At 75.4% G+C, this 14,804-nt stretch carries 11 protein-coding genes; 3 read left to right on the top strand and 8 right to left on the bottom strand.

Annotated features, from left to right (window positions below):
* Positions 1–19 precede the first annotated feature (19 nt).
* The 3 genes from ACH4LD_RS10805 to ACH4LD_RS10795 form a co-directional block, all read right to left on the bottom strand.
* Positions 20–1,015 (bottom strand): FAD binding domain-containing protein, encoded by a 996-nt coding sequence (locus ACH4LD_RS10805; RefSeq protein ID WP_398053883.1) that lies wholly within the window; start codon positions 1,013–1,015, stop codon positions 20–22.
* Complete coding sequence (locus tag ACH4LD_RS10800; RefSeq protein ID WP_132788987.1) at positions 1,016–1,543, bottom strand: 2Fe-2S iron-sulfur cluster-binding protein; 528 nt, start codon at positions 1,541–1,543, stop codon at positions 1,016–1,018.
* A 93-nt stretch (positions 1,544–1,636) separates the two neighbouring features.
* Positions 1,637–3,820: an RICIN domain-containing protein gene (locus ACH4LD_RS10795; protein ID WP_398053882.1), complete on the bottom strand. Its 2,184-nt coding sequence runs from the start codon at positions 3,818–3,820 to the stop codon at positions 1,637–1,639.
* 600 nt (positions 3,821–4,420) lie between these two features.
* Here ACH4LD_RS10795 and ACH4LD_RS10790 point away from each other — a divergent pair.
* The gene (locus ACH4LD_RS10790) at positions 4,421–6,439 is read left to right on the top strand and encodes a hypothetical protein (RefSeq protein WP_398053881.1); all 2,019 of its coding nucleotides are present in this window, start codon (positions 4,421–4,423) and stop codon (positions 6,437–6,439) included.
* Between the two features lie 33 nt (positions 6,440–6,472).
* Here the strand turns inward: ACH4LD_RS10790 and ACH4LD_RS10785 are convergent, their stop codons facing one another.
* On the bottom strand, positions 6,473–6,652 hold the full coding sequence (locus ACH4LD_RS10785) for a hypothetical protein (protein ID WP_398053880.1): 180 nt from the start codon (positions 6,650–6,652) through the stop codon (positions 6,473–6,475).
* A 107-nt stretch (positions 6,653–6,759) separates the two neighbouring features.
* On the bottom strand, positions 6,760–8,712 hold the full coding sequence (locus tag ACH4LD_RS10780; RefSeq protein ID WP_398053879.1) for an ABC transporter ATP-binding protein: 1,953 nt from the start codon (positions 8,710–8,712) through the stop codon (positions 6,760–6,762).
* Positions 8,713–8,802: 90 nt separating this feature from the next.
* Between ACH4LD_RS10780 and ACH4LD_RS10775 the strand changes: the two genes are divergently transcribed.
* Positions 8,803–9,768 carry a lysylphosphatidylglycerol synthase domain-containing protein gene (locus ACH4LD_RS10775; RefSeq protein WP_207928543.1) on the top strand — a complete coding sequence of 322 codons (966 nt, stop codon included), beginning with the start codon at positions 8,803–8,805 and terminating at the stop codon, positions 9,766–9,768.
* A gap of 44 nt (positions 9,769–9,812) precedes the next feature.
* The gene (locus ACH4LD_RS10770) at positions 9,813–10,577 is read left to right on the top strand and encodes a crotonase/enoyl-CoA hydratase family protein (protein WP_398053878.1); all 765 of its coding nucleotides are present in this window, start codon (positions 9,813–9,815) and stop codon (positions 10,575–10,577) included.
* A 27-nt stretch (positions 10,578–10,604) separates the two neighbouring features.
* On the opposite strand, the gene ACH4LD_RS10765 is transcribed toward ACH4LD_RS10770, so the two are convergent.
* The 3 genes from ACH4LD_RS10765 to ACH4LD_RS10755 are packed head-to-tail and all read right to left on the bottom strand — an operon-like array spanning position 10,605 to position 14,658.
* Positions 10,605–11,831 (bottom strand): NAD(P)/FAD-dependent oxidoreductase, encoded by a 1,227-nt coding sequence (locus tag ACH4LD_RS10765; RefSeq protein ID WP_398053877.1) that lies wholly within the window; start codon positions 11,829–11,831, stop codon positions 10,605–10,607.
* A complete protein-coding gene (locus ACH4LD_RS10760; protein WP_398053876.1) occupies positions 11,828–13,231 on the bottom strand; it encodes an FAD-dependent oxidoreductase in 1,404 nt (467 codons plus the stop codon). Before ACH4LD_RS10760 ends, ACH4LD_RS10765 begins: the two co-directional genes overlap by 4 nt.
* Complete coding sequence (locus ACH4LD_RS10755; RefSeq protein ID WP_398053875.1) at positions 13,228–14,658, bottom strand: FGGY family carbohydrate kinase; 1,431 nt, start codon at positions 14,656–14,658, stop codon at positions 13,228–13,230. The genes ACH4LD_RS10760 and ACH4LD_RS10755 overlap by 4 nt, the downstream gene beginning before the upstream one ends.
* Positions 14,659–14,804: the final 146 nt, after the last annotated feature.

Raw genomic sequence — 14,804 nt, 5'->3', positions numbered from 1 at the left:
TCCTCCGGTCTGGTGAGGGTCAGGCCACTGCCGGGGCCGGGGCGAGACGGTTCAGGACGTCCAGGGCGAGGTTGCGGGCGAGGGACACCTTGTAGGCGTTGTCCCGCAGCGGCTCGGCGTGCGCGAGTTCGAGGGCCACGGCCCCTTCGAAGGCGGGCGGGGTGGCGTGGGCACCCAGCAGGGCCAGCTCGGTGTGCCGGGCCCGCCAGGGCCGGTGGGCGAGCCCGCCGAAGGCGACGCCCACCTGGTCGACGACGCCGTCCGCGACCCGCAGCAGGACGGCCACGGAGGCGAGCGCGAAGGCGTACGACGCCCGGTCCCGGGCCTTGCGGTAGGCGGACGGGGCGCCGGCGGTGGCGGCCGGGAGCAGCACGCCGGTGATCAGTTCGCCGGGGCGGATCCAGGTGTCCCGCTCGGGGTGCTCGCCGGGCAGCCGGTGGAAGTCGGCCACCGGCAGGCGCCGGGTGCCCTCGGGGCCGTACAGCTCGACCTGGGCGTCGAGGGCGGCGAGGGCGACGGCCATGTCGGAGGGGTGGGTGGCGACGCACTGCGGGGAGTGGCCGAGGACGGCGTGGTCGCGGTGGACGCCGTCCCGGGCGCCGCAGCCGCTGCCCGGCTCCCGTTTGTTGCAGGGTTTGTCCAGGTCCTGGAAGTAGGGGCAGCGGGTGCGCTGGAGGAGGTTGCCGCCGGTGGTGGCGGCGTTGCGCAGCTGTGCGGAGGCGCCGGCGAGGAGCGCCTGGGACAGGGCCGGCCAGCGGGTCCGGACGCGCGGGTCGGCGGCGAGGTCGCTGTTGCGGACGGTGGCGCCTACTCGCAAGGAGCCGTCGGGCAGCTCCTGGATGCCGTCCAGCGGCAGCCGGCCGATGTCGATGAGGAGGGTGGGCCGCTCCACGCCGAGTTTCAGCAGGTCGACCAGGTTGGTGCCGCCGGCCAGATAGCGGGCGCCGGGCTGGGCGGCATGGGCCTCGACGGCCTCCTGGACGCTGCCGGGCCTGAGGTATCCGAAGCCGTTCACTCAGATCACGTCCTCGATCGCCTCGACGATGCGCGGATAGGCGCCGCAGCGGCACAGGTTGCCGCTCATCCGTTCGCGGATCTCGGGCCGGTCCAGCCGTACGGGGCCCTCGGCGGGGGCCGCCGGGTCGGTGACGTGGGAGGGGTGGCCGGCGGCGGCCTCGGCGAGCATGCCCACCGCGGAGCAGAGCTGGCCGGGGGTGCAGTAGCCGCACTGGAAGGCGTCGCGGTCCAGGAAGGCCCGCTGGAGCGGGTGCGGTTCCTCGCGGTCGCCGCCGAGGCCCTCGACGGTGGTGATCTCACTGCCGTCGAGGGTGACGGCGAGCAGCAGACAGCTGTTGAGGCGGCGCCCGTCGACCAGGACGGTGCAGGCGCCGCACTGTCCGTGGTCGCAGCCCTTCTTGGAGCCGGTGAGGTCCAGGTCCTCACGCAGCAGGTCCAGCAGGACGCGCCGGTGGTCGACGCGCAGGGTGTGGGGTTTGCCGTTGACCCGGAGGGTGACCTCGGAGTGGTGGGATGCGCTGGTCATGGCGGGGATGACCTTCCGGACGGACGGTGGAGCCGTGCAGACCGCGTATCCAGGTCACGCCGGGTCACACGTCCGGAAGGTCATCTCCTTCGCTCACGGGTAGCGGACGAGGTTCGCGACGTTGGTCGTCGCGTTGGACGGTCCTCCGGTGTTGTTGATGACGTGACTGATGGTGCCGGTGCCGCCGAGCGAGACGGTCACCATGCTGGTGAAGCGGACGTTCGGGTTGTCCGGTGCCTCGATGGCGCGGGCGGCCGTCACGCTCGGGTTGACGTTGAAGTAGCAGTAGCTGCCGAGGCCGTACGCCTGGTGGCTGGTGACCGAGTCGGCGACCTTGTAGGCGGCGTAGCCCTGCGTGGAGCCGTTCATCCAGGCGGCCTGGTTCGGCGGGTCGTACGGCATCTCGTTCTGGAAGAAGTAGGTACGGCCGCCGTTGCCGTTCCAGACGGTCTGGTACTTCTGGAAGTGCTCCACGAACAGCCCGTACATCGTCACGTCGTCGCCGTTGACCACCAGACCGGTGTCGGCGGTGTTGCTGGTCCAGCCGACGCCGCTGCCGTGGTCGGCGCGCCAGATCCACATGTGGTCGCCGATGACGTTGTCGCTGTTGACGACGAGGCTGGTGGCGGCCTTGCCGACGCCGGCGCCGCCGACGCGGAAGTACACGTCGTGCAGGGAGGTCGGGTCGTCCGCGTGGGAGGCGGTGGAGCCGGCCGGCCCGACCTCGACCAGGGTCTTCGAGCTGGTGGTGCCGGCGTCGAAGAGCAGGCCCGCGATCTTCACGCCGTCGACGTCGGCGACGGACATCGCGGTGACGCCGTTGTCCGGGACGAAGGTGGCGAGTCCGAGGCCGAGGACGACCGTGTCCGGGCGGGTCACCTTCAGGGTCTGGTCGAGGTGGTAGACGCCGGGTGTGACCAGCAGGTTCTGGCCGGCCGCCAGGGCCGCGTTGATCTGTGCGGCGGTGGCGCCGGGCTTGACGACGTAGAACTGGCTCAGCGGCAGCGAGCTGCCGGCCGGGCTGCCGCCCGCCCAGCTCGTCGCGGTGGAGTTGGTGCGCACGGACGGCACGAACACCTGGTAGTTCCCGGAGCCGTCGACGTACAGGAACGGCTTCTCCCGGGTGACCGGGCTCTGCGCGACGGTGGTGTACGGCGGGTTCGGGAAGCTGGTGGCCGGGACGCCCTGGCTGCCGACGAACACCATGTTCCAGTTGGACCCGGTCCAGCTGCCGAGCTGGGAGTTGCGGGTCAGCCACTGCTGCTGCGAACCGGAGTTGACCTGTCCGTCGACCTTGCTGTCGGCGAGGTAGCCGCCGGAGGACCAGCCGCCGTCGTCCAGGGCGAGGTTGCCGCGCAGGTGCATCCGGCGGTAGGCCGCCGCCTGCGAGACCGCCCAGCGGTCGCCGCCGCCGGTGGGGTTGACGGACAGGTTCTCGGCGCCGCGCCAGAAGTTCTGGGTGGCGTTGCCCTGGAACCAGTCGGCCTCGGCGTGCACCGCGCCGTTGACCGTCACCGCGTCCGGGGTCAGGCCGAGGCCGAGCACCTGGGTGTAGAAGCCGACGTTGACGTTCGCGTTGTAGGCGCCGGGCTTGAAGAGGACGGCGTAGCGCTGGGAGCCGAACTGGTTGGTCTCCTGCTGCTTGAAGATCGTGTCCAGCTTGCCCTGGATGGTCGAGGCGGACATCGACGGGTCGAAGACGACGACGTTCGGGCCGAGGTCCGGGTTGCTCGCCGACTGGGTCACGGGGACCACCTGGAACCGCTGGGCGGCGGTGCCGTTGCAGGTGTACTGCACGAACTGCACGCTGTCGGCGAGCGAGGCGCCGGGGTCGTCCAGGCACTTGCCGCTGTTTCGGTTCACGAAGTGGAAGGCGCCGCCGCCGTCGTCCACGGGCAGCCACTGCTGGTTGGCGCCGCCGCCGTAACTCCACAGGTGGACGGGCGCGTTGTCGGCCGTGGAGACGTCCGCGACGTCGGCCACCTGGTTGGTGTCGTTGCGGTTGTTGATGCGGACGTAGCCGTCGCCGGCGTCGGTGAAGCTCCACTGCTGGGCCGTGGTGCCGTTGCAGGCGTACTGCTGCACGGCGGTGCCGTTGGCGGTGGCGGCGGCCTTGGCGTCCAGACACCTGCCGCTCGCGGCGTTCACGACCGTGGCGAAGCCCGTGGGCAGCGCGGCGGCCCCGGCGGTGGCGGCGGGCGCGGGCACCGCCGTGAGCAGGGTGGCGGCTAGGGACAGAGCGGCGAGCGATCCGGCCGCCGGGAGGGGTCTGGCCATATGGGCGGGTGGCCTTTCGGGTGGGGGGACCGCAGACCCAACAGCCGGGGGACATTCGGCCGTTGGGACCTGCGGGGCTTTGTTTAAGGCGTGAAACTAAAGGTCCGGACCACTGGCGTCAAGAGGCGGAACGGGAAACCCCGGCCGGACACCGGGGGCGCCGCCCGGTGCCGGTAGGGTCAGGCGCGTGGGGGAGGAACCGCAGGCCGGGGATGGCTTGGACCGGGCGGCGTCGGAGGCCGTGGACCGGGCGCGGCCGCAGGCCGTGGACCGAGCGGTGCTGGGGGCCGTGGACCGGGCGGGGCCACACGCGCCGGACCGCGCCGCACCAGGGACACCGACCGCACCGCGTCGGACGCCGTGGACCATGCGGCGCCACAGGCCGTGGACCGGGCAGGGCCACACGCCCCGGACCGCGCCGCACCAGGGACCACCGACCGCACCGCGTCGGACGCCGTGGACCATGCGGCGCCACAGGCCGTGGACCGGGCAGGGCCACACGCCCCGGACCGCGCCGCACCAGGGACCGCAGACCGCACCACGCCAAAGACCCCGCACCGCACCACGCCAGACACCACACACCGCACCACGCCGGACGCCATGGACCGGGCCGCGTTGGAGGCCGTGGACCGGGCGGCGCCAGACGCCCTGGACCGCGCCGCGCTGGAGGCCGTGGACTGGGCCGCGTTGGAGCACAACTACGGGTCCGCCCTCGACGTGCCGGATCTGTTGCGGCGGTGTGCCGGGCCGGACCCGGACGACGCCGAGGTCGCTGCGTCCGACCTGCTGAACCTGCTCTTCCACCAGGGCGGCTGGATCTGCCCGGCCGCGCTGCCGTTCCTGCTCGGCCTGGCCGCCCGGCCGGACGTGCCGAGCCGGCGCGGCCTGCTGGAACTGATGGCCATGCTGGCGCACGAGGCCGGGCGGGTCGCCGACCGGTTCCTGGACCCCGGCTGGCCGCCGGCGTGGGAGGCGGCGCTCCCCGGCGTACTCGCCCTGCTGGACGATCCCGACCCCGTGATCCGACGCGCCGCCGCCGACGTGGTGGGGGCCTGCACCAGCCCCGGTGAACTGACCCTGCCCGCGCTGCTGCGCCGCTGGCGGGCGGAGGACGATCCGGTGACCCGCCTGGACCTCGTCCTCGCCCTCGGCCGTGCGGCCCTGCGCGAACCGGCCGGGGCCCACGCCGACGAGGCCCGCCGCCTCCTGCGCGACCTGCTCGACGCCCCCGAGGCCCAGCTCCGGCTGGCCGCGGTGCACGCCCTCGCGCCGGCCGATCCCGGGCTGCCCGCGCGCCGGCTGGACCTGCTGCTGCGCGCGGTACGCGATCCCGGTGTCGCGCTCTGGCGCCACAGCAGCACGGTGGAGGCCGGGGTGCAGGGCGTCCACCACTGGACGGCCGAGCTCTTCACCGGACCGTCCTGCGACTTCACCCTCGGACTGCTCGCGGACCATCCCGACGACGAACAGCGGATCGGCGCCCTGGCCCAGGCCGGCGCGCACCTGGCCCGGCGGCGCTCCCCGGCCGCCGTGCTGCTGCCGGCCGTCGCCGCGCGGCTGGACGACCCCTCTCCGGAGGTCCGCTACCGGGCGGTCGAACTGCTCGCCTGCCTCGGCCCGGCCGCCACCGCCTACGCGGACGAGGTGGCCGCGCTGCTCGGCGACACCGGCACCCGGTCCACCCGGGGGCGCGAGACCGTCGCCGAGGCCGCCGTGTGGGCTCTGGCCCGGATGAACGACCCGCGCTGCGTGCCGGGCCTGACCGGGCTCCTGGCCGGCCGAGGGTCCGGCTTCGCGTCGGCCTCCGCGCACTTCCCCGCCGAGGACTGGCACACCGTGGTGCTGCCTGCGCCGGACGAGGTCCTGGTGCTGGTGGCGGACCACGCCGAGGAGGTGCTGCCGGCGCTCCGCGAGAGGCTGGACACCGCGAGGGACCCCCGACTGCTGCGCCGGCTCTGCCAGGTCGTCGCCGCGTGGGGTCCGGTGGCGGAGGCGGCGGTGCCGCACCTGCTCGGCCTCCTGGCGGACGACCGGACCTGGACGGCGGCCGCGACGGCCCTGGCGGGTATCGGCAGGGCGGGCTCCCCGGCGAGGGAACCGCTGGCGGCCCGGTCGGCCGGCGACGGCGCGGACGCGGACCTCGCGGCCTGGGCGTACTGGAAGGTCACCGGCGAGCCCGGCCCGTTCCTGGAACGGCTCGGCCCCACCGCCACAGGGCACCTCCCGCACCCCGCCCTGCGCCGACTGGCCGGCCTCGGCCCGCACGCGGCCCCCTGGGCGGACCGGCTCCGCGCGCTGACCGCCGACCGCGACCCCTGGGTCCGCGTCGAGGCGGCCCACGCCCTGTGGGCCGCGACCGGCGACACCGCGCACACGGTCCCGGTACTGACCTCGGCCGTGCGGGGCCTGGCCGAGGGCGCGTATCTGCCGGTCATGCTGCCCGCGGTACGGCACCTGGCCCGGATCGGCCCCGCCGCCCGGCCGGCCGCCGACCTGCTGCGCGGGGTGCCGGACCGCGACGAGCGGCTGCGCGGCTCCGGCGGCTGGCGGGGCTTCGTCCAGGACGAGGAGATCCGGGACGCCGTCGACGCGCTGCTCACCGAGGGGTGCGCGGAGTAGGAGGGACGGCGCCGGTGCGGGCGGTCCGCGCGGTCAGGCGCCGGTCAGTGCCGCCGGTGCGTCGTCCGTCTCCCGGAGGGAGGCCGACAGGGCGCGGGCCTCGTGTCCGGTCATCCGCGAGGTCTCGTACGGCACGGCGTTGACCCAACGCCGAGTCAGCCGTGCGACCACCGCCGACCAGGTCGTCCTCACCCCCACCGAGGCGTCGGACACCGCAATAGCACAGCGCGACCTGCTGCTGCACGCCTCGGCACAGTCGCCCCCCCCACGGACGGGTGACAGCACGGCGGCGAGGACGCCAAGGCGGTGACCGGCGGATCTCACCCCACCGTCGGCACTCCCGCCTCGACGGCCCCCGCCTCCACGGCCCCCGGCGCGACCGCCCCCGGTGCCGTCGCGTCCGCCGGCTCGCCGCGCCCCGCGAACTGCGTGCGGTACAGCTCGGCGTAGCGGCCCTGCGCCGCCAGCAGTTCCTCGTGCGTGCCGCGTTCGACGATCCGGCCGGACTCCACGACCAGGATCTGGTCGGCGGCGCGGACCGTGGAGAGGCGGTGGGCGATGACCACGGCGGTGCGGCCCTCCAGGGCCTCGGTGAGCGCCTCCTGGACGGCCGCCTCGGAGGTGTTGTCCAGGTGGGCGGTGGCCTCGTCCAGGATGACCACGCGCTGGCGGGCGAGCAGCAGCCGGGCGATGGTCATGCGCTGGCGTTCGCCGCCGGAGAGCCGGTAGCCGCGCTCACCGACGACGGTGTCCAGACCGTCGGGCAGGGACCGGACGACGTCGGCGAGGCGGGCGCGGCCGAGGGCGTCCCACAGCTCGTCGTCCTCCGCGTCGGGGCGGGCCAGCAGCAGGTTGGCGCGGACGGTGTCGTGGAAGAGGTGGCCGTCCTGGGTGACCATGCCGAGCGTGGCCCGCAGGGAGGCGAAGGTGAGGTCGCGGACGTCGACCCCGCCGATGCGGACCGCGCCCGCGTCGACGTCGTACAGGCGCGGCAGGAGCTGGGCGATGGTCGACTTGCCGGCGCCGGAGGAGCCGACGAGGGCGACGGTCCGGCCGGGTTCGGCGCGGAAGGAGATGCCGCGCAGCACCTCGGTGCCGCCGCGGGTGTCGAGCGCGGCGACCTCCTCCAGGGAGGCGAGGGAGACCTGGTCGGCGGCGGGGTAGGAGAAGCGGACGTCGTCGAACTCGACGGCGACCGGGCCGTCGGGGACCGCGCGGGCGTCCGGCTTCTCGGTGATGAGCGGCTTGAGGTCGAGCACCTCGAAGACGCGCTCGAAGCTGACGATCGCGCTCATCACCTCGACCCGGGCCCCGGCGAGCGCGGTCAGCGGGGCGTACAGGCGGGTCAGCAGCAGGGCGAGGGAGACGACGGCGCCGGGCTCCAGGGTGCCGCGCAGCGCGAACCAGCCGCCGAGGCCGTAGACGAGGGCCAGGGCGAGGGCGGAGACCAGGGTGAGGGAGGTGATGAAGACGGACTGGGCCGTCGCCGTGCGGACGCCGATGTCCCGGACCTGGGCGGCCCGCGCCGAGAACTCCGCCGACTCCTCCTCCGGGCGTCCGAACAGCTTGACCAGGGTGGCGCCGGGGGCGGAGAACCGCTCGGTCATCCGGGTGCCCATGGCCGCGTTCAGTGCCGCGGCCTCGCGCTGCATGCGGGCCATCCGGCTGCCCATGCGGCGGGCGGGCAGCACGAACACCGGCAGCAGGACCAGCGCGAGCAGGGTGATCTGCCAGGACAGGGTGAGCATCACGGCGAGCGTCAGCACCAGGGTGACCAGGTTGCTGACGACACCGGAGAGGGTGTTGGCGAAGGCCCGCTGGGCGCCGATCACGTCGTTGTTGAGACGGCTGACCAGCGCGCCCGTACGCGTACGTGTGAAGAACGCGACGGGCATGCGCTGCACATGATCGAACACAGCCGTTCTGAGGTCGAGGATGAGTCCCTCCCCGAGCGTCGCCGACAGGCGGCGGCCGAGGATGCCGAGCCCCGCCTCCGCGAGCGCCACGAGCGCGATGAGCAGGGAGAGCCGGACCACCGTGCCGGAGTCGTGCCCCGCCACGATCGCGTCGACGACGCGGCCGGCGAGCACGGGGGTCGCGACGGCGAGCAGCGCGGTCACCACCCCGAGCAGCACGAACCGGACGATGCCGGCGCGGTGCGGGCGGGCGAAGGCGGCGATGCGGCGCAGGGTGGCGCGGGCGAACGGGCGACGCTCGGACTGCGCGTTCATCACGCTGTGCAGCTGCGTCCAGGCTGTGGTCTCCATGCTCATGGAAGAGACCGTAGAACCTCAAGGTTCGTTGAGGTCAATGTCCGCGACGGTTCACCCGCTGTTGGGACGCCGCGGAGAACCTGTTCCGACGTGACTGCCGTCCCCCTCCCCCGTCGGCGCCCGCCCCGACGCCTCCCCGTGCGCCGGGTGCTGTGCCTGGTGCCGCTCGTGCTCGTCGCCGTGGCCGCCGTACGGCACCGCTCGGTCCTCGCCGAGGGCTTCGGCCACCTGCGCTCCGCCTCCTGGCCGTGGCTGCTCGCGGCGGTCACGGCGACCTGTCTGACCTGGGTCGCCGCCGCCGTCACCCGGCAGGGCGCGGTGCTCCAGCCGCTGCCGAAGGGGCGGCTGCTGGCCACCCAGTTCGCGGCGGCAGCGGCCAACCACCTGCTGCCTACCGGGCTCGGCGCGGGCGCCGTGAACCTGCGCTTCATGACCGTGTGCGGGGTGCCTCCGGCGCGTTCCTCCGCCGCGCTCGCCCTGTACCTGCTGGCGGAGTGCGTGGGCCGGCTCGGGCTGCTGGCCGCGCTGCTGATCGCGTTCCCGGACGCGCTGCGGCTCGGCCCCCTGCTGCCGGACGGCTCGGCGCTGCCGCTGCTGCTGGGCGTGGTGGGCCTGCTGGTCACAGCGGGGGCCGGGGCGGTGCTCGTACGGCCGCTGCGCACGCGCGTGTCCGCGTTCGCTCGGGACGCCCTGGACGAGGCCCGGTCGGTGCACACCCGGCCGGCCCGCGCCCTGGCGCTGTGGGGCGGCTCGCTGGCCTTCCCCGCGCTCCAGGCGGCCGGACTCGCGGCCGTCGGGCAGGCGCTGCGGCTGCCGGTGCCGCCCGCGCACATGGTGCTGGCCTACCTCGCCGCGACGGTCGCGGTGGCCCTGGTGCCCACGCCCGGCGGGCTGGGGTCCGTGGAGGCGGCGCTGGTCGTGGCCCTGGTCGCGGTGGGCGGCCCGGCCGCGGTGGCCACGGCGGTGGTACTGGCCTACCGGATCATCACCGTGTGGCTGCCGCTGGTGCCGGGGGCGCTGACGCTGGGCGCGCTGGTGCGGCTGAAGGTCATCTGAGGCACAGTGGCCCTTCGAGCCGTCCCCGGAGAAGGAGAACCGCCGTGCCGGTCCGCGTCGAACGCGAGGAGCACGTCACCACGGTCGTGCTGTCCCGGCCGGAGGCGCGCAACGCGGTGGACGGCCCGACGGCCGCCGAACTGGCCGCCGCCTTCCGGGCGTTCGAGGCGGACGACAGTGCCCGGGTGGCGGTGCTGTGGGGCGAGGGCGGCACCTTCTGCGCGGGCGCGGACCTGAAGGCGATCGGCACGGAGCGCGGCAACCGGGTGGCGGAGGACGGCGACGGGCCGATGGGGCCGACGCGGATGCGGCTGTCCAAGCCGGTGATCGCGGCGGTGGCCGGGCACGCGGTCGCGGGCGGTCTCGAACTCGCCCTGTGGTGCGATCTGCGGGTCGCCGAGGAGGACGCGGTGTTCGGAGTGTTCTGCCGCCGCTGGGGCGTGCCCCTGATCGACGGCGGCACGGTACGGCTGCCCCGGCTGATCGGCACCGGCCGGGCCCTGGACATGATCCTCACCGGCCGCCCGGTCCCGGCCCGCGAGGCGTACGAGATGGGCCTGGCGAACCGGCTGGTCCCCACCGGGCGGGCGCGCGCCGAGGCGGAGGCGCTGGCGGCACGCATCGCCCGCTTCCCGCAGGCGTGCCTGCGCGGTGACCGTGCGTCGGTTCTGGACCAGGAGGGGCAGGACGAGGAGACGGCGCTGCGCGGTGAACTGCGGTGGGGCATGGGGGTGTTGGCCGAGGGCGTGGAGGGCGCCGCCCGGTTCGCGTCGGGTGCCGGGCGGCACGGGTCGTTCACGGACTCCTGAACGGCCGCTCCCGCCGCGGCCCCGCGCTCAGCCGGTGCTCACCCGTACCTCCCCGCCCTCGGGGTCGACGCGGACGTGCCAGCGGGCGGTGAGGGTCAGGGTGCGGTCGGGCAGGGCGGTGCGCAGGCGCTCGTGGTGCAGGAGACGGCCGTCCTGGCGGACGTAGAGGACCGGGCGGTGCAGCGGGACGCCGGTGCGCAGGACGTGGGGGACGGGCGGGGCGTCCGGGGTGACGCGGTTCGGGGCGATCCAGCGCAGCGGCGGCTCGACGGTCACGGGTACGCCGGGGGCCGGCCAGGGCGCGCCCGCGAGGAAGTCCAGCACCGCGCCGGCCGCCCGGGCGCCCTCGCGGGCCGCTGTGCCGGCGGGTTCCACGGCGTGCAGGACGTTGCCGGCCGCGAAGACACCGGGGCGCGAGGTGTGCAGGGAGCCGGCGACGGCGGGGCCGCGGGTACCGGGGTCCAGGGCGAGGCCGCCGCGCCGGGCCAGTTCGTGGTCGGGGACGAAATCGCCGGTGAAGACCACGGTGTCACACGGGAGGACGGTCGTACGGCCGTCCCGGTGGCGGGCGCGTACGCCGTACAGCCGTCCGTGGCCGAGGAGTTCGGTGACGGTGGTGTCCGTCAGCAGCGGGACGCCGTGGCGCAGCCGGGCCGCCCCGGCGCGGGCGCGGGTGGTCTGGGCGCACGGGTGTTCCGTGACGAGGGCGACGACCTCGGCGCCGCCCGCGCGGACGGTGTCCGCCGCCGCGTAGGAGACGTCCGTCGCGCCGACGACGACCGCGCGGGTGCCGACGTGCTGCCGGAACAGGTGGACCGCCTGCTGGAGTTCGCCGGTGGTGTACACCCCGGCGGGACGGGTGCCGGGCACCAGCCGGGCGGGGCGCGGGCGTTCGCGGGCGCCGGTGGCGAGGACGACCGCCCGTGCCGTGACGGTCTCCGGGCCGCCGGGGCCGACGGTGGTGAGCACGGGTCCCGTGGGCGCCCAGTCCAGCGCCGTCACGCCGGTCCGGACGGTGGCGCCGGCGCGCTCGGCCGCCTCCGTGAGCAGGCCGGCGTACCCGGGGCCGGTCAGCGGGTGCGTCCAGGTGCCGAAGCCGCCGTGCGCGCACGTCCGGGGCACTCCGCCGGGCCGCGCCTCCCGCTCCAGCACCTCTACGTGCCCGGCACCGACGGCGGCCAGCCGCGCGGCGGCGGCGAGCCCGGCGGGACCGGCACCGACGACGAGGACGTCCACCTGACGCACGGCCGTCATGGTGCGGCTCCCCGCTCGAACAGCTCCCGTACCGCCGCCCCGCAGTAGAACCCCTGGCAGCGCCCGGCCCGGGCGCGGGTGCGGCGGCGCAGGCCCTCCAGGCTGCGGGGCGGGACGGTACTGGCGAGGGCGTCACGGATCTCGCCGCGGGAGACGCGCTCGCAGTGGCAGACGAGGGTGCCGTACTCCGGGTCGGCGGCGATGAGGTCGGGCCGCTGGTAGGGGCGGGGGAAGGCCTCGCCGAGGTTGGGCATGGTCACCGGCTCCGGCTCCCGCACCGGGCCGAGGTCGAGGCCGCCGTCGGCCAGCAGGCCCACGACGTGGGCGGCGATGGCCAGGGACGCGGTCAGGCCCGTGGAGCGGATGCCGCCGACGGTGACGTACGCCTGCCCGGGGTGCGCGGTGATGCGGTAGTCCTCGTGCCCGGTGGCCGCGCGCAGCCCGGCGTAGACGGCGGTGACCTCCTCCTCCAGCAGGGCGGGCAGGACGCGGCGGCCCTGGTCCCGCAGCGCGGCCAGCCCGTCGGCGGTGGATCCGGTGGCCCGTTTGTCGCGCAGGTCCTCGGCGGTGGGGCCGAGCAGGACGTTGCCGTGGACGGTGGGGGCGACGAGGACGCCCTTGCCGAGGGCGGTCGGCACGGCGAGGAGGATGTGCCGGACGAGGGGGCGGGCGAGCTTGTCGTACACCAGGAGCTGGCCGCGGCGCGGGGTGACGGTGAAGTCCTCGTGGCCGAGCGCGCGGTCCAGGGTGTCGGCGTGCAGTCCGGCCGCGTTCACCAGGTGGCGGGCGCGCAGGGTGCCCCGGCTGGTGGTCAGCAGGTGCCCGTCCGGGGAACTCACGTCGCGGACGGCGGTGTTGAGGTGCAGATCGACGCCGGCGCGGACCGCCTGGGTGGCGTACGCCAGGGTCGTCGTCCAGGGACAGATGATGCTCTCGCCGGGGACGTGCAGGGCGCCGAGCGCGCCGGGGCCGAGGCGGGGTTCGCGGGCGTACAGCTCCTCGGGGCCCAGCAGGGTGGTGTCGTGGTACGCGTTGCGCTCGGCCTTCCCGGCCAGCCGGGGCAGCGCGGCGAGCTGTTCCTCGTCCCAGGCGACCAGCAGCGCGCCGACCCGCTCGACGGGGATGCCGGTCTCGGCGGCGTAGGCGCCGAGGCGGGCGTACCCCTCACGGACCAGGCGGGCCTCCAGGGTGCCGGGGGTCGCGTCGAAACCGGTGTGCAGGATGGCGGTGTTGGCCTTGGAGGTGCCCTGGCCCACGTCGTCCTGGGCCTCGACCAGGGCGACGCGCAGCCGCGGCCGGCGGGCGAGTTCGCGGGCTATGGCACAGCCGACGACACCGGCGCCGACGACCGCCACGTCGTACGGCGTCGTGGGCAGCGGCCCGGCCGCGGTGACGGTCACGCGCCGAGGAGGGCCGCGACGGCGGCACGGAAGCCGGCGCGGCGTTCGGCGGCCTGGTCGGCCGGGATGCGGGGCTCGTACACGGCGGCGGGTCTCCCGCCGGGCAGGACGTCCGCGACGCTCAGCCCGGGGTCCGCGCCGAGTCGGGCGAGGGCGGCGGCGCCGAGCGCGGTGGCGTCGGCCAGCGCGGACACCTCGACGGGGCGTTGCAGCAGGTCGGCTTGGGTCTGCATGAGGAGCGCGGAACGGGTGAGGCCGCCGTCGACGCGGAGCGCGGTCAGGGGGGCGCCCAGGTCGCCGGCGGCGGCGTCGGCGAGTTCGGCGACCTGGGCGGCGATCCCCTCGCACAGGGCGCGCACCAGGTGGCCGGCGGTGGTGTCGAGGCCGAGGCCGGTGAGGGAGCCGCGCAGGTCGCCGCGCCACCAGGGGGCGGCGAGTCCGGCGAGGGCTGGGACGAAGGTGACTCCGCCGCTGTCGGGGACGGTGCCGCCGACCGGGTCGAGGTCGGCGGCACCGGAGAGGACACCGAGGTCGGTGAGCCAGCGGACGGCGGAGGCGGCGGTGTAGACCTGCCCGTCCAGGCAGTAGCCGGTGTGTCCGGCGAGCCGCCAGGCGACGCAGCCGACCAGGCCGGAGTCCCCGCGCCGGGGGCGGTCGCCGGTGTGGGCGAGCAGGAACGCGCCGGTGCCGTAGGTGCACTTGGCGGCGCCGGGTCCGGTGACGCGCTGGGCGAGGAGGGCGGCCTGCTGGTCGACGATCAGGCCGGTGAGCGGGATCTCCCGGCCGAACGCGCGTGTGGTGCCGACCGGTCGCGCGCTGTCGGTGACGTCGGGGAGGCGTTCGCCGGCCAGGCCGTAGAGGTCGAGGGCGCGCGGGGACCACTCGACGCGGTCCAGGTCGAGCAGCTGGGTACGGCCGGCGGTGGCGGCGTCGGTGGCGAAGGCGCCGGTGAGGCGGTGGACCAGCCAGGCGTCGGAGGTGGTGACGACGCCGTCGCGGGTGAGGTGGCGACGGATCCAGGCCATCTTCGGCGCGGCGAAGTACGGATCGAGGGGCAGGCCGGTCAGCTCCCGCAACTCCCCCGCGTGCTCGGCCAGTCCGGCGCACACGGTTTCGGCCCGGCGGTCCTGCCACACCAGGGCGTCGGTCAGCGGGCGGCCGGTGTCCGGGTCCCAGGCGAGGACGGTCTCGCCCTGGTTGGCGAGGCCGAGCGCGACGACGTCCTCACCGGCCTCGGCGAGCGCGCGCCGGCCGGCCTCCACCACCGAGTCGTACAGCCGCGCCGGATCCACCTCGACCAGGCCGCCGGGCAGATGACGGGGGCGCACCTCGGCGAAACCGGTGCCGAGGACCCCGCGTTCGGGGCAGAGCACGAGCGCCTTGGTGCCGGACGTGCCCTGGTCGACGGCGAGCACCGGCCCGGTCACCGCGCGTGCTCCGTGCGAGCGCGTCGAGCGCCCCGCGCCCGCGTCCGTCCCGCGCCCTCCGCTCCGGCCCTGAAGATCACCGCGCCAGCCTGCCGCCGCCGCGGCCCCGGAGTCAAGGTCTCGCCCACATCGCTCAACTCGCCCTG

The organism is Streptomyces sp. NPDC017676 (assembly GCF_044329325.1).
Classification (GTDB): domain Bacteria; phylum Actinomycetota; class Actinomycetes; order Streptomycetales; family Streptomycetaceae; genus Streptomyces.
The sequence above is the reverse complement of the archived record's forward strand: the minus strand, read 5'-3'. Positions and strand labels throughout refer to the sequence as shown.